Source organism: Pseudomonas sp. B21-031, assembly GCF_024748985.1.
In the GTDB taxonomy this organism is placed as follows: domain Bacteria; phylum Pseudomonadota; class Gammaproteobacteria; order Pseudomonadales; family Pseudomonadaceae; genus Aquipseudomonas; species Aquipseudomonas kermanshahensis.
Window position 1 is genome coordinate 5,438,156 of sequence record NZ_CP087181.1, and the last position, 21,968, is coordinate 5,460,123.

A 21,968-nucleotide genomic window follows, 5' to 3' on the forward strand; every position below is an offset into this window, starting at 1 on the left:
GGGGAACCGCTCTACTCGGCGATCAGCCAGTCCATCCGGTAGCTGCCCGCCGTCTGTGCCAGCTCCTTGGCGAGCCAGGGCAGCAGCTCCTTCAGCTCTTCCTCCAGCCCCCACGGCGGGTTGGCAATGGCCAGGCCAGAGCCGTTGAGCCCCTGCGGGCTGTCCTGGTGGTGCACATACAACTCGACGCGCAGCAACTTGGGCGCGCCAGTGCTGGTGAGGTCCTGATAGAAGCGGGTCAGCGAGCGCTGGTCCTTGATCGGGTACCAGATGGCCGCGACGGTCTGGCGCATGCGGCCGATCGCCTCTTTCATCGAAGTGGTGCAGCGCTTGAGCTCATCGGCCTGCTCGAACGGCGGGTCGATCAGCATGATCGCGCGTTTTTCCTGCACCGGCAGCAAGGCGCGCGGCACATGCCAGCCCTCGCCCAGGTGAACAAAGACGCGTGGGTCTTTCTTCATGTTTTCTTTGAGCAGCGGCCCGTCTTCGGGGTGCTTCTCGTTGAGCAGGGCGCGGTCCTGCTGACGCATCAGGCGGCGGGCCAGCTCTGGCGAACCTGGGTAGTAGCGCAATTCGCCATCGGCATTGAGGCGCTTGATGATGCGCAGGTAATCGCCTGCCATGGCCGGCAGGTCGTCGCGGTTCCACAACCGGGCAACGCCTTCGAGGTATTCACCGGTGCGGGTCGCCTGGTCGCCCTGCAAGTCATACAGACCAAGGCCTGCGTGGGTATCGATATAGGCGAACGGCTGTTCCTTGCGCGACATCAGGGCGATGAGGCGGGTCAACACGATGTGTTTGAGGACGTCGGCGTGGTTGCCGGCGTGGAAGGCGTGACGATAGTTCATGGCAACTCCTGCGGGGGTGGCAAGTTTACCTTGCCTTGCAGGCGGAGTCAGGCCTGGCTGTCGATCGGCGGCGCCTGCTTCGCGGGCGCCGCCTGTTCAACGGGTATTACTTGTCAGCGTGATACGCCGCATCAGCCGTTTCGAAGCGCTGAATCATCGCCGTCGACGGGCTACCCAGCTTGCTCACCACGAAGATGGCGATGCTGGCGAAGAGGAAGCCTGGAATGATTTCGTACAGCCCAAGGGTGTCGAATTGCTTCCACAGGATCACGGTCAATGCACCCACCACGATACCGGCAAGGGCGCCGTTACGGGTCATGCCTTTCCACAGTACCGAGATCAGCACTACCGGACCAAAGGCGGCACCGAAGCCCGCCCAGGCGTAGGCCACCAGGCCCAGCACGCGGTTTTCCGGGTTGGCTGCCATGGCGATGGCAATCAGGGCAACCGCCAGCACCATCAGACGACCGACCCACACCAGCTCACGCTGCGAAGCGCCCTTGCGCAGGAAGGCTTTGTAGAAGTCTTCGGTCAAGGCACTGGAGCACACCAGCAGCTGGCAGCTCAGGGTACTCATCACCGCCGCCAGGATGGCCGACAGCAGCACACCCGCGATCCATGGGTTGAACAGGATCTTCGCCAGCTCGATGAACACACGCTCGCGGTTCTCGGTGACCGGGCCTGCAAGGTCAGGGTTGGCCGAGAAGTAGGCGATGCCGAAGAAGCCCACGGCACAGGTACCGGCCAGGCACAGGATCATCCAGGTCATGGAAATGCGACGGGCCTTGGCGATCGACTTGACCGAGTCAGCGGCCATGAAGCGCGCCAGGATGTGCGGCTGGCCGAAGTAACCCAGGCCCCAACCCATCAGCGAGATGATGCCGATGAAGGTTGCACCTTTGAGCATGTCGAAGTTCGCCGGGTTCTGCGCTTCGATAGCCAGGAAGGTGGTGTCGAAACCACCGGTCGAGATCAGCACGATCACCGGGGTGAGGATCAGCGCGAAAATCATCAGCGAAGCCTGCACGGTGTCGGTCCAGCTCACCGCCAGGAAGCCACCGACGAAGGTGTAGGCGATGGTGGCGGCAGCGCCGGCCCACAGCGCCGTCTCGTACGGCATGCCGAAGGTGCTTTCGAACAGACGCGCACCAGCGACGATGCCCGACGCGCAATAGATGGTGAAGAACACCAAAATGACGATGGCCGAGATGATCCGCAGCAGGCCACTCTGGTCTTCGAAACGGCTGGAGAAGTAGTCCGGCAGCGTCAAGGCATCGCCGTTGTGCTCGGTCTGCACCCGCAGGCGACCCGCAACGAACAGCCAGTTCAGGTAGGCGCCTACGGTCAGGCCGATGGCGATCCAGGCTTCGGAAAGGCCGGAGAAGTAGATGGCGCCCGGCAGGCCCATCAACAGCCAGCCGCTCATGTCCGAAGCACCGGCAGAGAGCGCGGTGACCACGCTGCCCAGGCTGCGACCGCCCAGGATGTAGTCGGAAAGGTTATTGGTGGCGCGATAGGCAGCGAAGCCGATCAGTACCATTGCGGCGATGTAGATCACGAAGGTGATCGTTAGTGGATTGCCCATGCGTGTGCCCTGGCGTTTGTTTTTATCTCTTGCGAACTGGCAGTCAAGCCGGTTGCACCCAGGCGGCGAATGCTATGCAACAACGGGAAGCAGGTGCAACCATTTTTCAGTTACCAGTTGCACCCACTCGGTCATTTTCAGTAAATGCCGCTTTTTTGCTCCCTTTTGGAGCAAAAACCGTGCTTTTCAGAAGAAAGCGCACCGCAAACGCCCCTTTTTAGTGTGTGGAAAAATGCTTCGGACGAGTTGCACCTCTTACACAAAAAATTAGGGTTGCACCTGGTTGCACCCGAAATGTCCTACAAGATACTCTTGGCGTCAGCTTAGGCCACAGCCGTGGCAATAACGAGGATAAGAAATGGCGACGACCACCCTTGGGGTCAAACTCGATGACCCTACCCGTGAGCGACTCAAAGCAGCTGCGCAGTCCATCGACCGCACGCCGCATTGGTTGATCAAGCAAGCGATCTTCAATTACCTGGAGAAGCTCGAGGGTGGTGCCACCCTGACCGAACTCAACGGTCATGCCAGCAACCTGGTCGACGATGCTGGCGAAGTCCAACCGGACCATGCTCACCAATGCTTCCTCGAATTCGCCGAGAGCATCCTGCCGCAATCGGTACTGCGCTCGGCCATCACCGCCGCTTACCGCCGCCCCGAGCAGGAAGTCATTCCGATGCTGCTGGAGCAGGCTCGCTTGAGCGCGCCACTGGCAGAGGCCACCAACAAACTGGCGGCCGGCATCGCCGAAAAACTGCGCAACCAGAAGAGCGCTGGCGGCCGCGCAGGCATCGTCCAGGGCCTGCTGCAAGAGTTCTCGCTGTCATCCCAGGAAGGCGTGGCACTGATGTGCCTGGCCGAAGCCTTGCTGCGCATCCCAGACAAAGGCACCCGCGATGCGCTGATCCGCGACAAGATCAGCACCGGCAACTGGCAGCCGCACCTGGGCAACAGCCCATCGCTGTTCGTCAACGCCGCCACCTGGGGCCTGCTGCTGACCGGCAAGCTGGTGTCCACCCATAACGAATCCGGCCTCACCTCCTCGCTTACCCGCATCATCGGCAAAAGCGGCGAGCCGATGATCCGCAAGGGCGTCGACATGGCCATGCGCCTGATGGGCGAGCAGTTCGTTACCGGTGAAACCATCGCCGAAGCCCTGGCCAACGCCAGCCGTTTCGAGGCCAAGGGCTTCCGTTATTCCTACGACATGCTTGGTGAAGCCGCCCTGACCGAGCACGACGCGCAGAAGTACCTGGCGTCCTACGAGCAAGCGATCCACTCGATCGGCAAAGCCTCGCATGGCCGCGGCATCTATGAAGGCCCGGGCATCTCGATCAAGCTGTCGGCCCTGCACCCGCGCTACAGCCGCGCCCAGTACGAGCGCGTGATGGAAGAGCTGTACCCGCGCCTGCTGTCGCTGACCCTGCTGGCCAAGCAATACGATATCGGCCTGAACATCGACGCCGAAGAAGCCGACCGCCTGGAGCTGTCGCTCGACCTGCTCGAACGCCTGTGCTTCGAACCCTCGCTGGCAGGCTGGAACGGTATTGGCTTCGTCATCCAGGCCTACCAGAAGCGCTGCCCGTATGTGATCGACTACGTGATCGACCTGGCCAAGCGCAGCCGCCACCGCCTGATGATCCGCCTGGTGAAAGGCGCCTACTGGGACAGCGAAATCAAGCGCGCCCAGGTCGAAGGCCTGGAAGGCTACCCGGTCTACACCCGCAAGGTGTACACCGATGTGTCCTACGTCGCCTGCGCACGCAAACTGCTGGCCGTACCCGAAGCCATCTACCCGCAGTTCGCCACCCACAACGCCCACACCCTGTCGGCCATCTACCACATCGCCGGTCAGAACTATTACCCCGGCCAGTACGAATTCCAGTGCCTTCACGGCATGGGTGAGCCGCTGTACGAGCAAGTGGTCGGCAAGATTTCCGACGGCAAGCTGAACCGTCCGTGCCGCGTCTATGCACCGGTCGGCACCCACGAAACCCTGCTTGCGTACCTGGTTCGTCGGCTGCTGGAAAACGGCGCCAACACCTCGTTCGTCAACCGCATCGCCGACCACTCGATCTCCATCCAGGAATTGGTTGCCGACCCGGTCGCCAGCATCGAGCGCATGGCCACCCAGGAAGGCGGCATCGGCCTGCCACACCCGCGCATCCCTTTGCCGCGTGACCTGTACGGCACTGAGCGGGCCAACTCGGCCGGTATCGACATGGCCAACGAACACCGCCTGGCGTCGCTGTCCTGCGCCATGCTGGCCACTGCCCACAACGACTGGAAAGCCACCCCGCTGCTGGCCTGCGCCGCCAGCGAATCGGCTGCTGTGCCGGTGCTGAACCCAGCCGACCACCGCGATGTGGTCGGCCACGTCCAGGAAGCCACGGTTGCCGACGTCGACAACGCCATCCAGTGCGCCCTCAACGCCGCACCGATCTGGCAGGCCACCCCACCCGCCGAGCGTGCTGCGATCCTTGAGCGCACCGCCGACCTGATGGAGGCCGAGATCCAGCCGCTGATGGGCCTGCTCATCCGCGAGGCCGGTAAAACCTTCGCCAACGCCATCGCCGAAGTGCGCGAGGCCGTGGACTTCCTGCGCTACTACGCGGTGCAAGCCCGCAACGACTTCAGCAATGACGCCCACCGCCCATTGGGCCCAGTGGTGTGCATCAGCCCATGGAACTTCCCGCTGGCAATCTTCAGCGGCCAGGTCGCCGCTGCACTCGCCGCGGGCAACCCGGTACTGGCCAAGCCCGCCGAGCAAACCCCGCTGATTGCCGCCCAGGCCGTGCGCCTGCTGCTGGAAGCTGGCATTCCGGAAGGCGTCCTGCAACTGCTGCCAGGCCGCGGCGAGACTGTCGGTGCCGGCCTGGTTGGTGACGAGCGCGTCAAAGGCGTGATGTTCACCGGCTCCACCGAAGTGGCCCGCCTGCTGCAACGTAACGTCGCCGGCCGTCTGGACAACCAGGGCCGCCCGATTCCGCTGATCGCCGAAACCGGCGGCCAGAACGCGATGATCGTCGACTCCTCGGCCCTGACCGAGCAGGTGGTGATCGACGTGGTGTCCTCGGCCTTCGACAGCGCCGGCCAGCGCTGCTCGGCACTGCGCGTGCTGTGCCTGCAGGAAGATTCCGCCGACCGCGTGATCGAGATGCTCAAGGGTGCCATGGCCGAAAGCCGCCTGGGCAACCCGGACCGCCTGGCCGTGGACATCGGCCCGGTGATTGATGCCGAAGCCAAGGCCGGCATCGAGAAGCACATCCAGGGCATGCGCGAAAAAGGCCGCTCGGTCTACCAGGTTGCCATCGCCGATGCGGCCGAGGTCAAGCGCGGCACCTTCGTCATGCCAACCCTGATCGAGCTGGACAGCTTCGACGAGCTCAAACGCGAGATCTTCGGCCCGGTGCTGCACGTGGTGCGCTACAACCGCCGCAACCTCGACCAACTGATCGAGCAGATCAACAATTCTGGTTACGGCCTGACCCTCGGCGTGCACACCCGTATCGACGAGACCATCGCCAAAGTCGTAGAAACCGCCAACGCCGGCAACATGTACGTCAACCGCAACATCGTTGGTGCAGTGGTTGGCGTGCAACCGTTCGGTGGTGAAGGCCTGTCCGGTACCGGCCCGAAAGCCGGTGGCCCGCTGTACCTGTACCGCCTGCTGTCGACCCGTCCCGCCGACGCCATTGGCCGTCACTTCCAGCAGCAGGATGGCGAAGGCACGCCTGACCGCACCCTGCACGAGCAACTGATCAAACCGCTGCACAGCCTCAAGGCCTGGGCCGAGAGTAACCAGCAGGCCGACCTGGCTGCGCTGTGCAGCCAATTTGCCGGCCAGTCGCAGAGCGGCATCGCCCGCCTGCTGCCAGGCCCAACCGGCGAGCGCAACAGCTACACCATCCTGCCGCGCGAACATGTGCTGTGCCTGGCGGACAACGAAGCCGACCTGCTGGCGCAGTTTGCTGCCGTGCTGGCGGTTGGCAGCTCGGCGGTATGGGCTGACGGCGAACCGGGCAAAGCCCTGCGCGCCCGCCTGCCGAAAGAGCTGCAGGCCAAGGTCAAGCTGGTGGCTGATTGGAATAAGGATGAGGTGGCGTTCGACGCCGTGATCCACCATGGCGATTCGGACCAACTGCGTAGCGTGTGCCAACAAGTGGCCAAGCGTGCCGGGGCGATCGTCGGTGTGCACGGGCTGTCCAGCGGCGACCACCAGATTGCGCTGGAGCGCTTGGTGATCGAGCGGGCGGTGAGTGTGAATACTGCTGCTGCGGGGGGTAATGCGAGCCTGATGACCATTGGTTGATGGCTGAGGGTCGTTAATGAAGAAGGAGAGCTTTGGCTCTCCTTTTTTTATGGGGTTTATTTAGAGTTTGAGTGTGTGGTTGGGCTGCCAGGTGCCTGGCTTGGTTTCTTCAGTGCGGCGTAGATCGAGCGCCGCCCGCGCGGCGCTTCGCAGCACAAGGCTGCTCCTACATCTGTTTCGGGCCAGTCTCGCTTGTACCAGCGCGCGCGACCCGTTGTCGCCCGCCTCAATACCACGTCGGATGAACAAGGCGGTCGCGCGCCAATATCACAGGCTTCATTGGCACAAAACAAATGTAGGAGCAGCCTTGTGCTGCGAAGCGCCGCGCGGGCGGCGCTCGATTTCATAGGCGCAGAAAGAGGAATGGCAGGCACCTTTATGCCCTAAGTCCTTCACGTGCGCCTTCGCCAGAGCCACCAAAGACTCCAGACTTTAGCCCCCTCAGATGCAACGACAAGGGTCAACCAAATCCACGTGCTGGTATCAGGCAATAGCAAAATCAAGGAAAACGATGGAATTATAAAAAAATGCGAAAAGGAAATTGAATACCAGCCAAGTAGACTCCGGAGACTCTTCCCAAGCAAAGCAATATACTGCTGGCCACAAGGGATATCTGGACGACTAGCCCCATCCAAATCATCAACTCAAGCCCTCCCCCCCACTGCTCCATGTTTGCAAGGGCAGAATTGAGGTCACTCAGAAAGGGTGTCACACCTCTATTCAAGCTACTGAATACCACGAAAGAAATATAAAAAGCATCCATACCACCCCAAAACAAACCGACCAATCGCGTTGACCTTCTCAAACCCATGCCCCAGGTCATTTGTGTTTGAACTCATATTCTTCGTTTGCGACTACTGGCCGCCAATGCCATGAAGCCCCTGACACATCCCAGGCATCATCAGCCTCCACATAAATTTGCGTGACTGTACGCTCCATACCGAATCTATGGATTGCAGAAGAAAACGCAAAGTTTCGCTCCTCAGTGTCAAGCGGCACCCACTCCTGAATTACCGTTCGCGTCGTATTCGCATAATCTTTCCCTGACGACAAGAAGGCTCGACCTTCATCGCCTCTCGACACCAGAAAATTCGCAACAAAGGCAGCACTCGAAGCACGTTTATTAACACGTATAGACGTTATCTTCCATTTACCCGGACCACTCACCTCAGAGACCGTGTTAATCAAAAAATCGCCAGCATTTTGCCTGCTACAAATTCTCGCATACCGATTCTCTTCGGTATTTATCGGCTTGAATGGTTCATCTTTAATCAGCATCCACGCACCTGACGCAACCGGCCTGAGTGCTCTATCAATTTGATCGTTCATGAGGCTAACCGAGCTGTAATACAGACCACACTCCTTTAAGAGCTCGGTTACACCACGCACCTCCCGAACATTACCTCTACTTTTCAAGTTATCTCTAATTAATGAGACCGCAAAGAATGGATCTTCGACCTTGTACAGATCCTCTTTCCTGACATCCGTCCAGCGAGCAATCTTTTCCATTGCCAATCCTCTATTCCAAAGACTGACATTTACAGGATTCAACACAAGATACCCGCATGGCAACGTCCGAAAATATTGTGGGGAATTTCCTTGTTTTGCATGGAAAAAAAGATCTCAACGGATGCCAGACCGCTAGGTCTCATTGCACTTTCTAAACCCATATCACCCAAACCTATTAACCTCCCCCCACTCCACCCGATTCCTTACACTCGCAGCATCCCGCTAAGGACCGCCCCCATGCCCGAGACCCTGCTCAGCCCCCGCAACCTCGCCTTCGAACTCTACGAAGTCCTCGACGCCGAAGCCCTCACCCAGCGCCCACGCTTCGCCGAGCACAGCCGCGAAACCTTCGACGCGGCGCTGACCACCGCCCGCACCATCGCCGAAAAGTACTTTGCCCCGCACAACCGCAAGGCCGACGAAAACGAGCCGCGCTATGTCGACGGCCGCGCAGAGCTGATCGCCGAGGTGAAGCCCGCCGTCGACGCCTTCCTTGAGGCGGGCTTCCTCAATGCCAACAGGGACTTCGAGGTCGGCGGCATGCAGTTGCCCAGCCTGGTCTCACAAGCCTGCTTCGCGCACTTCCAGGCCGCCAACGCTGGCACCACGGCCTACCCGTTCCTGACCATGGGCGCGGCCAACCTGATCGAAAGCTTCGGCACCGACGAACAAAAACGCCTGTTCCTGCAGCCGATGATCAACGGCCGCTACTTCGGCACCATGGCGTTGACCGAGCCGCATGCGGGCTCGTCCCTGGCCGATATCCGCACCCGCGCCGAACCCGCTGGCGATGGCAGCTACCGGCTCAAGGGCAACAAGATCTTCATCTCTGGCGGCGACCACGAGCTGTCGGAAAACATCGTGCACATGGTGCTGGCCAAGCTGCCGGATGCGCCTCCCGGAGTGAAGGGCATCTCGCTGTTCATCGTGCCCAAGTACCGGGTGAACCCGGATGGCAGCCGTGGCGAGCGTAACGATGTGCTGCTGGCTGGCCTGTTCCACAAGATGGGTTGGCGCGGCACCACCTCGACGGCGTTGAACTTCGGCGACAACGGCCAGTGCATCGGCTACCTGGTCGGCCAACCGCATCAGGGCCTGGCCTGCATGTTCCAGATGATGAACGAGGCGCGCATCGGCGTTGGCATGGGCGCGGTGATGCTCGGTTATGCCGGCTATCTGTATTCGCTGGACTACGCGCGCCAGCGGCCACAAGGGCGGTTGCCAGACAACAAGGACCCGCACAGCCCTGCCGTGCCGATCATCGGGCATACCGACGTCAAGCGCATGCTGCTGACGCAGAAGGCTTACGTTGAAGGCGCCTTCGACCTTGGCCTGTACGCCGCACGCCTGTTCGACGACACCCAGACAGCCGACGACGAGAGCGCCCGGCAACACGCCCAGGCACTGCTCGACCTGTTGACCCCGATCGTCAAGTCCTGGCCATCGGCCTTCTGCCTCAAAGCCAACGAGTTAGCGATCCAGGTCCTCGGCGGCCATGGCTACACCCGCGAATACCCCGTTGAGCAGTATTACCGCGACAACCGCCTGAACCCGATTCACGAGGGCACTGAAGGTATACAGTCGCTCGACCTGCTCGGCCGCAAGCTTGCGCAAAACGGCGGCGCCGGGCTCAAGCAACTGATCCGCCTGATCGCCAGCACAGCCGAGCGCGCCAGCCACCACCCTGGCCTCGACACCCTGCGCCAGCCGCTGGAGCAGTTGGTCAATCGCCTGCAAGCCGTCACCCTTGCCCTGCTGGGTGACATGGCCCAGGGCAACGTCAGCACCGCCCTGGCCAACTCGGCCCTGTACCTCAAGGCCTTCGGCCACTGCGTGGTCGGCTGGCGCTGGCTGGAACAGGCGATCCACGCCGAGCTTGGCCTGCTCAAAGGCAACGCCGCCGACCGCGACTTCTACCTCGGCAAGCTGCAGGCCGCGCGTTATTTCCTAACCTGGGAAGTACCAGGCTGCCATAATGAGCTGGCATTGCTCGAGGCGCGCGATGGCACTTGCCTCGTCATGCAGGACGAGTGGTTCTAAGGGGGAGCCACCGTGTACACGGAGGCTTTCGCATGTTCGATTCCAGCGCCCTGTTGCGCCAGCGCTTTGCTGGGCTACGCAGCACGGCCGAGTTGTTTTCCCTGCGTCATGTGAAGCAGTCGTACCAGGCATTGTCTGTGCGTCGCAATGTGGCCGAGCCGCCGTTTTTCAGCCAGGACGAGGGCGCCATGCTCACCGTGCGGGTCAACGGCGTTGAGGCCTATGCGGCCACCGCCGACCTGTCCCAACAAGGCTTGCAGCAGGCGCTCGAACGCGCCGAAGCGCTGGCCCGGCAGATCGCCAGGCATAGCCTGCTGGACCTGCGCGACCAACCGGTGACCAGCGCACGCCACGACCATGTCTCGCCCAACTTCGACCAGCCACTGCCCAACCTTGCCGATTGCCTGGGCCTGCTCGCCGCCGAGTCGGCCAGCGTGCCCCAGGACAGCCGCCTGGTGGATTGGCAGGCCGGCCTGGACATCACCCTGGTCGAACAGACCTACCTCAACTCCGCCGGCGCCGAGCTGCGCCACGCCCAGCGCTTCCTGTTCCCAGGCCTGAGCGTGACGGCCAGTGACGGCCAAGACAGCCAGAGCCGCAGCCTGGGCCGGGACAACTTCGGCCAGCAGGGCGGCTTCGAGGTCATCGAGCGCTGTGGCCTGATCGGCGCCGCTCGGCGGGTCGCCGACGAGGCGCTGCAACTGCTGTTGGCGCCCAATACGCCCAGCGGCCCACGTGACCTGCTGCTGATGCCCGACCAGATGATGCTGCAGATTCACGAGTCCATCGGCCACCCGCTGGAGATGGACCGCATTCTCGGCGACGAGCGCAACTACGCCGGCACCAGTTTCGTCAACGCCAGTGACTTCGGCCACCTGCAATACGGCTCGAAGCTGCTCAACGTGACCTTCGACCCGACCATCGGCGAAGAACTCGCCAGCTACAGCTACGACGATGACGGCACCCAGGCCAGCAAGCAGTTCCTGATCCGCGATGGCTTGTTGCTGCGCCCGTTGGGCGGTGCCCTGTCGCAGTTCCGCTCCGGCCTGGACGGCGTGGCCAACAGCCGCGCCTGTGGCTGGAACCGCGCACCGATCGACCGCATGGCCAACCTCAACATCGAGCCGGGCGACCGCTCGCTGGCGCAGTTGGTCAAGGGCATCGAGCACGGCATCCTGATGCGCACCAACCGCTCCTGGTCCATCGACGATGCCCGCAACAAGTTCCAGTTCGGCTGCGAGTGGGGCCAACTGATCGAAAACGGCGAGCTCAAGGGCATCGTCAAGAACCCTAACTACCGCGGCATCTCGGCGCAGTTCTGGTGCAACTTGTCCGCGGTCGGCGACGCCAGCACCTTCCAGGTGCTCGGTACGCCCAACTGCGGCAAAGGCGAGCCCAACCAGGTGGTGCGGGTTGGCCATGCTTCGCCGGCCTGCGTGTTCAGCCAGATCGATGTCTTCGGAGGCGACGCCTGATGAGCGCCACACCCCAACACCGTTTCGAGAGCCTGCTTGGCGCCCTGCGCGATGCCCTGCAGCCGGGCGAACAGTTCACCTTCGGCTACAACGCCGAGCAGTCGCAGTTCGTGCGCTTCAACCACGCCAAGGTGCGCCAGGCCGGCGAGGTGAGCCAGGCCAGTGTGCAGCTGCGCCTGATCTGTGATGGCCGCCAGGCCGAGCAGTTGATCACCTTGGGCGATGATGCCGTGCTGGACCGCGCGCGCCTGGCCGATGCCCTGGGCCAACTGCGCCAGACCCTGCCCCTGCTGGCCGTCGACCCCTACCTGCGCCTGGACGAAACCCCGTGGAACAGCCACAGCCAGCAAGACCACACGCTACCGGAACTGGATGAAGTGCTGGCCTTGATCGAGCGGGAAGCCGGCGACCTGGACCTGGTCGGCATCTACGCCGCCGGGCCGATCTGTCGCGGCTTCGCCAGCTCGTTCGGGGCCTTTGGCTGGCACCAGGCCAACAGTTTCAACATGGACTGGAGCCTGTTTCACAGCAACGGCCAGGCCGTGAAAGCCAACTATGCCGGGCAGGCCTGGAGCGCTGACGAGTTCGTCGCGCGCCTGCGCCAGGCCCGCGATCAACTGGCGTTCCTGGGCCGCCCCGCCATCACCTTGAAACCGGGCAGTTACCGCGCCTACCTGGCGCCAGCGGCCATGGACGAGATCGCCGGTATGCTGTGCTGGGGCGGGTTTTCTGCGCAGGCCCTGGCCACTGGCAACAGCGCCCTGCAGCGCCTGTATAACGGCGATGCCCAGCTGAGCCCGCTGGTCAGTTTCGACGAGCAGGTCAGCGGTTCGCTGAGCCCGGCGTTTTCGGATGAGGGGTCACCCCGCCTCGATGTGCCGCTGATCCAGCAAGGCCAAGCCGTGCAGCGCCTGATCAGCGCACGCAGTGCGGCCGAGTTCGCGCTGGTGGCGAATGGCGCCGACAGCTACGAGTCGCCCTGCGCCTTGAGCCTGGCGGCGGGCAACCTGGCCAGTGAAGCAATCCTCGAACGGCTGGGCACCGGGCTGTATATCAGCAACCTGTGGTACCTGAACTACTCGGACCTGCCAGCAGCACGCATGACCGGCCTGACCCGTTTTGCCACTTTCTGGGTGGAGAATGGCCAGATTCAGGGGCCGGTAAGTACCATGCGCTTCGATGACAGCCTGTACAGTTTGCTGGGCAGCCAGCTGGAGGACCTGACCCGCGAGCGCGAGATGATCCTGTCTACCAGTACCTATGGACAGCGCAGTACTGGGTCGAGTCATTTGCCAGGGGCGCTGGTCAAAGGCCTGACCCTGACATTGTGATAGGCATTACCGGCCCTTTCGCGGGGCAAGCCCGCTCCCACAGCGATGTCACCCTATTCGAGGGCGGTGGAGATCCTGTGGGAACGGGCGTGCTCCGCGAAGAGGCCGGCACTGACAAACGAGGACGTCATGCCCGAACGCACCCCGCTAGACCCCGTCACCGCCCGCTGGATCCCCTGGGTCGTGGCCATCGCTTTCTTCATGCAGTCCCTGGACGGCACCATTCTCAACACCGCGCTGCCGGCCATGGCCCGCTCGCTGGAAGAGGACCCGCTGCGCATGCAAGGCGTAATCATCGCCTACATGCTCACCGTGGCCTTGCTGATTCCCGCCTCCGGCTGGATCGCCGACCGCTTTGGCACCAAACGCATCTTCTTCAGCGCAATCCTGTTATTCAGCTTCGGCTCGCTGTTGTGCGCCGCCGCCAACAGCCTGGGCTTTCTGATCCTGGCACGCGTCGTTCAAGGCCTGGGCGGTGCGTTGATGCTGCCGGTAGGGCGGCTAGTGGTGCTGCGCGCCTACCCCCGCACCGAGCTGGTGCGGATCATGAGCTTCATCACCATCCCCGGCCTGCTCGGCCCCCTGCTCGGCCCAACGGTCGGTGGCTGGCTGGTGGAAATCCTCAGCTGGCACTGGATCTTCCTGCTCAACCTGCCGGTCGGTGCCATCGGCTGTTATGCCGTGTGGAAGTTCATCCCTGACCTGCGCGGCGCCGAGCGCACCAGCTTCGATGGCCCGGGCTTCCTCTTGTTCGGCGCGGCGATGGTGCTGATCACCATCGCCATGGAAGGCTTGGGCGAGTTGCACTTGCCGCACTTGCGGGTGATGTTGCTGCTGTTCGCTGGCATGGCCTGCCTGGCCGCCTACTGGCTGCGGGCCGGGCGCGATCCCGAGCCGCTGTTCTCGCCCAGCCTGTTCCGCGTGCGCACCTTTGCCATCGGCATCCTCGGCAACCTGTTCGCGCGCCTGGGCAGCGGCGCCCTGCCCTTCCTCGTACCCTTGCTGCTGCAGGTGGCACTGGGCTATTCGCCAGCCCAGGCAGGCATGAGCATGATCCCGCTGGCTGCAGCGGCGATGCTGGCCAAGTCCATCGCCCGGCCGCTGATCGAGCGTTTCGGCTACCGCATCATCCTCACCGGCAATACCCTGCTGCTGGGCCTGCTGCTGGCCAGCCTCGGCCTGGTCGACGAGCAGACGCCCTACGCCGTGCTGCTGATACAGCTGGGCCTGCTCGGCGCCGTCAACTCCATGCAGTTCACGGCCATGAACACGGTGACCCTGATCGACCTCGACGATGCCAGCGCCAGCAGTGGCAACAGCCTGCTGTCGGTGGTCGCGCAACTGGCGCTGAGCCTGGGTGTGGCTTGCGCCGGTGCATTGCTGGGCGGCTTCACGGCGGCCGGCAGCGCCGAGGGGGTGGAAAGCACCTTGGGCGCCTTCCAGCTGACCTTTGTGACCATCGGCATCATGGCCATGCTGGCTGCGGCGATCTTCCTGCAACTGGCGCCGACAGACGGAAGGCGTGCCCGTCGTCCGGAACAACACATGGAGTCGTAGGGCGAATGGCCATGAGGCTGGTAGACTGTGCGGCATTTTTCGCTTCGCCACACAGGCCCGCCTCGTGACCACCGAATCCACCGCCTTTGCCACCCTGCCGCTGTCCGCCGCCATGCTGGCCAACCTGGACGCCCTCGGCTATGCCTCGATGACGCCGATCCAGGCCCAGAGCCTGCCGGTCATCCTCAAGGGCCAGGACCTGATCGCCCAGGCCAAGACCGGCAGCGGCAAGACCGCTGCGTTCGGCATCGGCCTGCTGAACCCGATCAACCCGCGCTACTTCGGTTGCCAGGCGCTGGTCCTGTGCCCGACCCGCGAGCTCGCCGACCAGGTCGCCAAAGAGTTGCGCCGGCTGGCCCGCGCCGAAGACAACATCAAGATCCTGACCCTCTGCGGCGGCGTTTCGCTCGGCCCCCAGATCGCGTCGCTGGAGCACGGTGCGCACATCATCGTCGGCACCCCGGGGCGCATCCAGCAGCATCTGGATAAAGGCACCCTGGTACTCGACGGGCTCAACACGCTGATCCTCGACGAAGCCGACCGCATGCTCGACATGGGCTTTTTCGACGCCATCGCCAGCATCATCGGCAAGACCCCAGCCCGCCGCCAGACCCTGCTGTTCTCGGCCACCTACCCCTCTGGCATCAAGCAGCTTGCCGCAGACTTCATGCGCAACCCGCAGCAGGTCAAGGTCGAAAGCCTGCACACCGACAACCAGATCGAACAACGCTTCATCGAAATCGACGCGCAACAGCGCCTCGAAGCGGTGACCCGCGTGCTCGGCCACTATCGCCCGCAATCGTGCGTGGCGTTCTGCTTCACCAAGCAGCAGTGCGAAGACGTGGTCGCCCACCTCACGGCCAAAGGCATCGTCGCCCAGGCCCTGCACGGTGACCTCGAACAGCGCGACCGCGACCAAGTGCTGGCCATGTTCGCCAACCGCAGCAGCTCGGTGCTGGTGGCGACCGACGTAGCCGCGCGCGGCCTGGACATCGACGGCCTGGACATGGTGCTCAACGTCGAGCTGGCGCGTGACGCCGAGATCCATGTGCACCGTGTCGGCCGTACCGGCCGTGCCGGTGAGAAGGGCGTTGCGGTCAGCCTGGTGGCCCCGGCCGAAGGCCACCGCGCCCAGGCCATCGAAGCGCTGCAGAAGAGCCCGCTGCGCTGGGACCAGCTGGACAGCCTGAAAAATAAAGGTGGCGAGCCGCTGCTGCCGGTGATGAGCACCTTGTGCATCGCTGCCGGGCGCAAGGACAAACTGCGCCCGGGTGACATCCTCGGCGCATTGACCGGCGATGCCGGCATCCCGGGCAAGCAGGTGGGCAAGATCGCCATCTTCGATTTCCAGGCCTTCGTGGCGGTGGAACGGGCACTCGCCAAGCAGGCGATGCAGCGCCTGAACAGCGGCAAGATCAAGGGCCGCGTTCTCAAAGTCCGCATTCTCTGATGATTTTTTGGGGCTGCTCTGCAGCCCTTTGCAGGCAAGCCAGCGCCTACAGGGGCCGCGACAGCCAGAAAAAGGCGCGGTCCCTGTAGGAGCTGGCTTGCCTGCGAAGGGCCGCACAGCGGCCCCAGCTACCAATGAGGTAACACCGTGCACACCACCGACGTGATCATCCTCGGCGCCGGCGCCGCCGGCCTGATGTGCGCCCAGCTCAGCGCCCGCCGTGGCCGCCGGGTACTGCTGCTCGACCACGCCAACAAGCCAGGCAAGAAAATCTTGATGTCCGGCGGCGGGCGCTGCAACTTCACCAACATGTACACTGAGCCTGCCAACTTCCTTTCGCACAACGCGCACTTCTGCAAGTCGGCGCTGGCCCGCTACACCCAGTGGGACTTCATCGAGCTGGTGGCCAAGCACGGCGTGCCGTATCACGAGAAGAAGCTCGGGCAGCTGTTCTGCGACAACAAGGCCAGCGACATCCTCAACATGCTCCTGGCCGAGTGCGACGAGGCCGGTGCCGAGTTGCGCATGGACACCAGCATCTCGCACATCGAGAAAACCGAAAACGGCTACCTGCTGCAAACCAGTGCCGGGCAGTTCGCCTGCCAGTCGCTGGTGATCGCCACCGGCGGCCTGTCGATCCCGACCCTGGGTGCTACCGGTTTCGGCTACCAGGTGGCGCGCCAGTTCGGCCATACCCTGCTGCCGACCCGCGCCGGTCTGGTGCCCTTCACTATCACCGAGCCCCAACTCAAGGCACTGTGCACTGAACTGTCGGGCACCTCGCTAGACTGCACGGCCAGCTGCAACGGCACCAGTTTCCGCGAGAACCTGCTGTTTACCCACCGCGGCCTGAGCGGCCCGGCGATTCTGCAGATCTCCTCGTTCTGGGAGGCCGGCGACACGGTGGAGATCAACCTGCTGCCGGACCGCGATGCACTGACCTGGCTGCAACAGCAGCAGGCCGAGCGCGCCAACGCGGAACTGAAGACGGTGCTCGGCGAGGTGTTCACCCGCAAGCTGGCCAACCTGTTGGCCGAGCAGTGGTTCGAATCGAAGCCGATGAAGCAGTACACCCCGGCAGAACTGGCCCAGATCGCCGAGAAACTGGCAGCCTGGCAGGTGGTACCGGCTGGCACCGAGGGCTATCGCACCGCCGAAGTGACGCTGGGCGGCGTGGACACCCGCGAGGTGTCGTCCAAGACCATGGAGTCGCTCAAAGCCCCGGGGCTGTACTTCATTGGCGAAGTGCTGGATGTCACTGGCCACTTGGGCGGTTTCAATTTCCAGTGGGCATGGGCATCGGCTAACGCTGCGGCGCAGTTCGTGTAGAGTAGAATCCATTCAGCAGCACGGAACGCTTCTTGCTGGTCCGTGCGGCACTGTATTCATTCGATCACAGCCCAAGGCCATCATGTCATCGAGCTCGTTCCGTCAGTCACTGCGTCGCCTGTGGGGCCAAGACAAGTTCAGCTACAGCATTCGGGTTACGGTCGCCCTTACCGGCAGCATGGCCTTGTGCTGGTACCAGGATGAAATGGCCCTGCTGATCCCACTGTTCCTGGGCATCATCGCCAGCGCCCTGGCCGAGACCGACGACAGCTGGCAAGGCCGCCTCAGCGCGCTGGCGGTAACCCTGGTGTGTTTTGCCATCGCCGCGCTGTCGGTCGAGTTACTGTTCCCCTACCCCTGGATCTTCGCCGGCGCCCTGGCCCTGGCGGCCTTCGGCCTGACCATGCTCGGTGCACTGGGCGAGCGCTATGGTGCGATCGCTTCAGCCACGCTGATTCTGTCGGTGTACACCATGATCGGCGTGGACCAACGCGGCGGCCAGGTGAATGACTTCTGGCACGAGCCGATGCTGCTGGTGGCGGGCGCGGCCTGGTACGGCCTGCTGTCGGTGCTGTGGCAAGCGTTGTTCTCCAATCAGCCGGTGCAGCAAAGCCTGGCCAAGCTGTTTTTCGAGCTGGGGCGCTACCTCAAGCTCAAGGCCAACCTGTTCGAACCCATCCGCAACCTCGACCTGGAGGCCCGCCGCCTGGAACTGGCCCAGCAAAATGGCAAGGTGGTTGCGGCGCTCAACGCCGCCAAGGAAATCATCCTGCACCGGGTCGGCAACAGCCAGCCAAATTCCAAGGTCAGCCGTTACCTGAAGCTGTACTTCCTGGCCCAAGACATCCACGAGCGCGTCAGCGCCTCGCATTACCCGTACAACGCGCTGGCCGAAGCGTTCTTCCACAGCGACGTGATGTTCCGCTGCCAGCGCCTGCTGCGCCATCAAGGCTCCGCCTGCCAAGACTTGGCGCGCTCGATCCGCCTGCGCCAGCCGTTCGTGCTCGACAGCCGGTTTGCCGACACTCTAGAAGACCTCAACGCCTCGCTGGAGCACTTGCGCAACCAGAACAACCCGGCCTGGCGTAGCCTGCTGCGGTCGTTGCGGGCGCTGGCGGCCAACCTTGCCACCCTGGACCGCCTGCTGGGCGCCGCCAGCAACCCCGACAGCCTGGCCGATGCCAGTGACAGCAGCCTACTCGACCGTTCGCCACGCTCGCTCAAGGATGTGTTGAGCCGCCTGCGCACCCAGCTCACGCCGACCTCGCTGCTGTTCCGCCACGCCCTGCGCTTGTCGCTGGCACTGTCGATCGGCTACGGCATGGTGCATTTGATTCACCCGACCCAGGGCTACTGGATCATCCTCACCACGCTGTTCGTCTGCCAGCCCAACTACGGCGCGACCCGGCGCAAGCTGGTGCAGCGGGTGTTCGGCACGGCCATCGGTTTGACGGTTGGCTGGGCCCTGTTCGACCTGTTCCCCAGCCCGATCATCCAGTCGATGTTCGCCGTGGTCGCCGGGGTGGTGTTCTTCGTCAACCGCACCACCCGGTACACCTTGGCAACCGCAGCGATCACCTTGATGGTGCTGTTCTGCTTCAACCAGATCGGCGACGGCTACGGCCTGTTCCTGCCGCGCCTATTCGATACCCTGGTGGGCAGCCTGATCGCCATTCTGGCGGTGTTCCTGTTCCTGCCCGACTGGCAAGGCCGGCGCTTGAACAAGGCGCTGGCCAACACCTTGGCCTGCGCCAGCGTGTACCTGCGCCAGATCATGCAGCAGTATGCCCACGGCAAACGCGACGACCTCGCCTACCGCCTGGCCCGCCGCAATGCCCACAACGCCGATGCGGCGCTGTCGACCACGCTGGCCAACATGCTCATGGAGCCGGGGCACTTCCGCAAGGAAGCGGACGTTGGCTTCCGTTTCCTGGTGTTGTCGCACACGCTGCTCAGCTACCTCTCCGGGCTTGGCGCGCACCGCGACACCGCCTTGCCGGCGGAGGTGCAGGAGCTGTTGATCGAGGGCGCGGGGCAAAGCCTGGCCAACAGCTTGGATGAGATCGCCAATGGCCTGGCGGCGCGGCTACCGGTGGCGATCCACAGTGATGCCGAAGAAGCGCTGGCCAACGACCTGGAACAGATGCCGGAAGAGCTGGATGAGCACCAGCGGTTGGTGCAGACCCAGCTGGCACTGATTTGCAGGCAGTTGGGGCCATTGCGCACGCTGGCAGCGCACCTGGTCAAGGAAAGCGCTCCGGCCTGATTTTTTATCGCTCAAAAGCCATGCTGGCGTAACAAGCGCGCATAACTGCCATCAGCTTTCATCGCCGCAATCGCCTGCTCGAACCGTTCGACAATCTGCTGGTGTTGCGGGTGTTTCAGGCTGACCAGAATATGCAGGCTGTTCTGCGCCAGTGGCGGGTCGATCAGTTCCACACCATCACGCACCGCCTGCGGCTCGCGCTGCAGGTTGTAACGGGCCACGTATTCATCTTCTACCGCCAGGCTCACCCGGCCTGCCGCCAACATGCGCACGGCTGACGAGAAGTTGCGCACAGGCACCTTGTGCAAGCGGGTGTCGCCGTCGAAATCGGGCGAGTAGGCATAGTCGCGCACCACGGCAATGCTGTACGGGTACAAATCGGCAGCATGCTGATAGTCAAACGCCTCGCCCTTGCGCTTGAGCAAGCGGATGCGGTTAGTCAGGTAGGCGTCGGAAAACTGCCCAATGCGCGCACGCGCGTCGTTGCGCCAGGCATTGATCAGCACGTCGTAACGCCCTTCGCTGACGCCCATCAAGGCCCGCGCCCAGGGCACTTCTTCGAACGCGCTGGTGTATCCGGCTCGGGCCAGCGCAGTGGTGACGATGCTGGTCGCCAAACCGCCGCCGGGCATGCTGGTGTCGGTAAACGGTGGCCAGTTGTCCGCCACAAGCCGCAGCTTGCCGTGACCCTGGGCGGGCGAGGCCAGCATCACTGCCAGCAACCCCAGAACACAAAGCAGTGGCCGCATGCTCAAGTCCTTTCGCAATGGAGGGCACACACTGTGTAGGCGGTCTTCACCACAACTGCCGCTGAGCGTACACAAAGCTGCGGCCGAAGGCAGCGGACAATAGTGTCATTTTGCCTCTATTTTGGCCGAAGGCTGCATGACACCGCCTGCAGCAATCAGCCACTCGTCGATAGCCTTGGGATTTGCGATGATCGGCGGATCATTCAAGGAGTTCGTGCCCATGTCCATCGACTGGCTTTGCAAGCACCACACTGATCTCGGCAAGGAGCAGCTCTATGCCATCCTGCAATTGCGCACTGAAGTGTTCGTGGTCGAGCAACGCTGCAGCTACCAGGAAGTCGATGGCCAGGACCTGACCGGCGACACCCTGCACCTGATGGCCTGGCAAGACGACAAGCTGGTGGCCTACCTGCGCCTGCTCGACCCGCAATCCCAAGGGGGCGATGTGGTCATCGGCCGCGTGGTCACGTCACCTGCGGCGCGCGGGCTCAAACTGGGGCATGCGTTGCTGCTCAAAGGGCTGGAGGCGGCGGAGCATTGCTGGCCGGGGACGCCGGTGTATCTGTCGGCACAGGCACATCTGCAAGGGTTTTATGCAGGGCATGGGTTTGAGGCGGTGGGTGAGGAATACCTTGAGGATGACATTGCGCATATTGGTATGCGTAAAGGCTGAAAAAGCCAGGGGGCACTTTGCCCCCCGCATCACGGATACCCCAGCACTTCGCGGATCTGCCGCAAATGCCGAATGATCCACTGCTTGTCGATCGCGCCCCAGTCATGAATGCGGTAATGCCCGGCATGATTGCGCGCGCCCTCCTGCTGCTCGAACTCACAGACGATGTCCAGGTCGGCCAGGGCGGCGATGGTGTCCTGGGCCGTGCGGCGTGGCATGCCGGTGGCCTCCATCAGCGCCGGCACGCTGGTCGCGGTCTGGCTGTCGATCAGCCAGGCCACGTATAGGCGGCGGTAGAAGCTGCTCTTGGTCTTGCTCACTTCCATGCTGCGTGGTCCTTAACAGTTGCCCGGCAGCTCCCGATAGGTCAGGTAGACGCGCAGGTCGAATTCCAGTTGATGGTAGTCCGGCTCCATGTGCTGACAGAGCTGGTAGAACGCCTTGTTATGGTCGCGCTCACGCAGGTGCGCCAACTCGTGCACCACGATCATGCGCAAAAACTGCGGCGCGGCCTCCTTGAACAAAGCGGCGATGCGGATTTCCTTCTTCGCCTTGAGCTTGCCACCCTGCACCCGGGATACCGCCGTGTTCAGCCCCAACGCACGGTGGGTCAGGTCCAGGCGGTTGTCGAACACTACTTTGTCCAGGTTGGGCGCACTGCGCAGGTACTGCTGCCGCAACGCCTGGGCATAACCGTACAGCGCCTTGTCGCTCTGCACGTCATGGCGGTCGGGGTAGCGACGCTGCAGGTACTCGCCCAGGCGGTCGCTGTCGATCATCTGCCGCACCTGCTCTTGCAGGTGCGGCGGGTAGGCTTGCAAGTAACGTAATACGGTCATGGCAG

At 62.9% G+C, this 21,968-nt stretch carries 15 protein-coding genes; 9 read left to right on the forward strand and 6 right to left on the reverse strand.

Going from position 1 to position 21,968, the window contains the following annotated elements:
• Positions 1–11: 11 nt before the first annotated feature.
• Positions 12–848: a 23S rRNA (adenine(2030)-N(6))-methyltransferase RlmJ gene (locus LOY53_RS24340; RefSeq protein ID WP_027592484.1), complete on the reverse strand. Its 837-nt coding sequence runs from the start codon at positions 846–848 to the stop codon at positions 12–14.
• A 106-nt stretch (positions 849–954) separates the two neighbouring features.
• Complete coding sequence (putP, locus tag LOY53_RS24345) at positions 955–2,433, reverse strand: sodium/proline symporter PutP (protein ID WP_252826027.1); 1,479 nt, start codon at positions 2,431–2,433, stop codon at positions 955–957.
• Positions 2,434–2,791: 358 nt separating this feature from the next.
• Here putP and putA point away from each other — a divergent pair, with 358 nt between their 5' ends.
• A complete protein-coding gene (gene putA, locus LOY53_RS24350) occupies positions 2,792–6,745 on the forward strand; it encodes a trifunctional transcriptional regulator/proline dehydrogenase/L-glutamate gamma-semialdehyde dehydrogenase (protein ID WP_252826028.1) in 3,954 nt (1,317 codons plus the stop codon).
• A gap of 819 nt (positions 6,746–7,564) precedes the next feature.
• On the opposite strand, the gene LOY53_RS24355 is transcribed toward putA, so the two are convergent.
• Positions 7,565–8,254, reverse strand: coding sequence for a hypothetical protein (locus tag LOY53_RS24355; RefSeq protein WP_252826029.1), 690 nt, complete (start codon positions 8,252–8,254; stop codon positions 7,565–7,567).
• A 237-nt stretch (positions 8,255–8,491) separates the two neighbouring features.
• On the opposite strand from LOY53_RS24355, the gene LOY53_RS24360 reads away from it, so the two are divergent.
• The 7 genes from LOY53_RS24360 to yccS all read left to right on the forward strand — a co-directional run bounded on the left by LOY53_RS24360 (position 8,492) and on the right by yccS (position 19,702).
• Positions 8,492–10,294, forward strand: coding sequence for an acyl-CoA dehydrogenase (locus tag LOY53_RS24360; protein WP_258703378.1), 1,803 nt, complete (start codon positions 8,492–8,494; stop codon positions 10,292–10,294).
• A 32-nt stretch (positions 10,295–10,326) separates the two neighbouring features.
• Entirely contained in the window at positions 10,327–11,769 is a 1,443-nt protein-coding gene (locus tag LOY53_RS24365) for a TldD/PmbA family protein (RefSeq protein ID WP_252826033.1), read from the forward strand.
• Positions 11,769–13,100 (forward strand): TldD/PmbA family protein, encoded by a 1,332-nt coding sequence (locus LOY53_RS24370; RefSeq protein WP_258703379.1) that lies wholly within the window; start codon positions 11,769–11,771, stop codon positions 13,098–13,100. Before LOY53_RS24365 ends, LOY53_RS24370 begins: the two co-directional genes overlap by 1 nt.
• 129 nt (positions 13,101–13,229) lie before the next feature.
• A complete protein-coding gene (gene mdtD / locus LOY53_RS24375) occupies positions 13,230–14,657 on the forward strand; it encodes a multidrug transporter subunit MdtD (protein WP_099430611.1) in 1,428 nt (475 codons plus the stop codon).
• Positions 14,658–14,769: 112 nt separating this feature from the next.
• Positions 14,770–16,107 carry an ATP-dependent RNA helicase DbpA gene (dbpA, locus tag LOY53_RS24380; protein WP_258704185.1) on the forward strand — a complete coding sequence of 446 codons (1,338 nt, stop codon included), beginning with the start codon at positions 14,770–14,772 and terminating at the stop codon, positions 16,105–16,107.
• A 147-nt stretch (positions 16,108–16,254) separates the two neighbouring features.
• Entirely contained in the window at positions 16,255–17,436 is a 1,182-nt protein-coding gene (locus tag LOY53_RS24385) for an NAD(P)/FAD-dependent oxidoreductase (RefSeq protein WP_099455527.1), read from the forward strand.
• A gap of 82 nt (positions 17,437–17,518) precedes the next feature.
• Entirely contained in the window at positions 17,519–19,702 is a 2,184-nt protein-coding gene (gene yccS / locus LOY53_RS24390; RefSeq protein ID WP_099455528.1) for a YccS family putative transporter, read from the forward strand.
• A gap of 11 nt (positions 19,703–19,713) precedes the next feature.
• Here the strand turns inward: yccS and LOY53_RS24395 are convergent, their stop codons facing one another.
• On the reverse strand, positions 19,714–20,451 hold the full coding sequence (locus LOY53_RS24395; RefSeq protein ID WP_252826037.1) for an ABC transporter substrate-binding protein: 738 nt from the start codon (positions 20,449–20,451) through the stop codon (positions 19,714–19,716).
• Positions 20,452–20,671: 220 nt separating this feature from the next.
• On the opposite strand from LOY53_RS24395, the gene LOY53_RS24400 reads away from it, so the two are divergent.
• The gene (locus tag LOY53_RS24400; RefSeq protein WP_252826038.1) at positions 20,672–21,124 is read left to right on the forward strand and encodes a GNAT family N-acetyltransferase; all 453 of its coding nucleotides are present in this window, start codon (positions 20,672–20,674) and stop codon (positions 21,122–21,124) included.
• A 29-nt stretch (positions 21,125–21,153) separates the two neighbouring features.
• Here the strand turns inward: LOY53_RS24400 and LOY53_RS24405 are convergent, their stop codons facing one another.
• Complete coding sequence (locus LOY53_RS24405) at positions 21,154–21,450, reverse strand: helix-turn-helix domain-containing protein (protein ID WP_003249396.1); 297 nt, start codon at positions 21,448–21,450, stop codon at positions 21,154–21,156.
• Between the two features lie 12 nt (positions 21,451–21,462).
• Positions 21,463–21,963: a M48 family metallopeptidase gene (locus LOY53_RS24410; protein ID WP_252826040.1), complete on the reverse strand. Its 501-nt coding sequence runs from the start codon at positions 21,961–21,963 to the stop codon at positions 21,463–21,465.
• Positions 21,964–21,968 lie beyond the last annotated feature (5 nt).

Bases quoted from the DNA above. Each gene is read 5' to 3' on its own strand.
- mdtD (WP_099430611.1), top strand. From the start codon at position 13,230: ATGCCCGAACGCACCCCGCTAGACCCCGTCACCGCCCGCTGGATCCCC.
- LOY53_RS24400 (WP_252826038.1), top strand. From the start codon at position 20,672: ATGTCCATCGACTGGCTTTGCAAGCACCACACTGATCTCGGCAAGGAG.
- LOY53_RS24410 (WP_252826040.1), bottom strand. From the start codon at position 21,963: ATGACCGTATTACGTTACTTGCAAGCCTACCCGCCGCACCTGCAAGAG.
- yccS (WP_099455528.1), top strand. From the start codon at position 17,519: ATGTCATCGAGCTCGTTCCGTCAGTCACTGCGTCGCCTGTGGGGCCAA.
- LOY53_RS24395 (WP_252826037.1), bottom strand. From the start codon at position 20,451: ATGCGGCCACTGCTTTGTGTTCTGGGGTTGCTGGCAGTGATGCTGGCC.
- LOY53_RS24360 (WP_258703378.1), top strand. From the start codon at position 8,492: ATGCCCGAGACCCTGCTCAGCCCCCGCAACCTCGCCTTCGAACTCTAC.
- LOY53_RS24340 (WP_027592484.1), bottom strand. From the start codon at position 848: ATGAACTATCGTCACGCCTTCCACGCCGGCAACCACGCCGACGTCCTC.
- dbpA (WP_258704185.1), top strand. From the start codon at position 14,770: ATGCTGGCCAACCTGGACGCCCTCGGCTATGCCTCGATGACGCCGATC.
- putA (WP_252826028.1), top strand. From the start codon at position 2,792: ATGGCGACGACCACCCTTGGGGTCAAACTCGATGACCCTACCCGTGAG.
- LOY53_RS24365 (WP_252826033.1), top strand. From the start codon at position 10,327: ATGTTCGATTCCAGCGCCCTGTTGCGCCAGCGCTTTGCTGGGCTACGC.
- LOY53_RS24355 (WP_252826029.1), bottom strand. From the start codon at position 8,254: ATGGAAAAGATTGCTCGCTGGACGGATGTCAGGAAAGAGGATCTGTAC.
- LOY53_RS24370 (WP_258703379.1), top strand. From the start codon at position 11,769: ATGAGCGCCACACCCCAACACCGTTTCGAGAGCCTGCTTGGCGCCCTG.
- putP (WP_252826027.1), bottom strand. From the start codon at position 2,433: ATGGGCAATCCACTAACGATCACCTTCGTGATCTACATCGCCGCAATG.
- LOY53_RS24405 (WP_003249396.1), bottom strand. From the start codon at position 21,450: ATGGAAGTGAGCAAGACCAAGAGCAGCTTCTACCGCCGCCTATACGTG.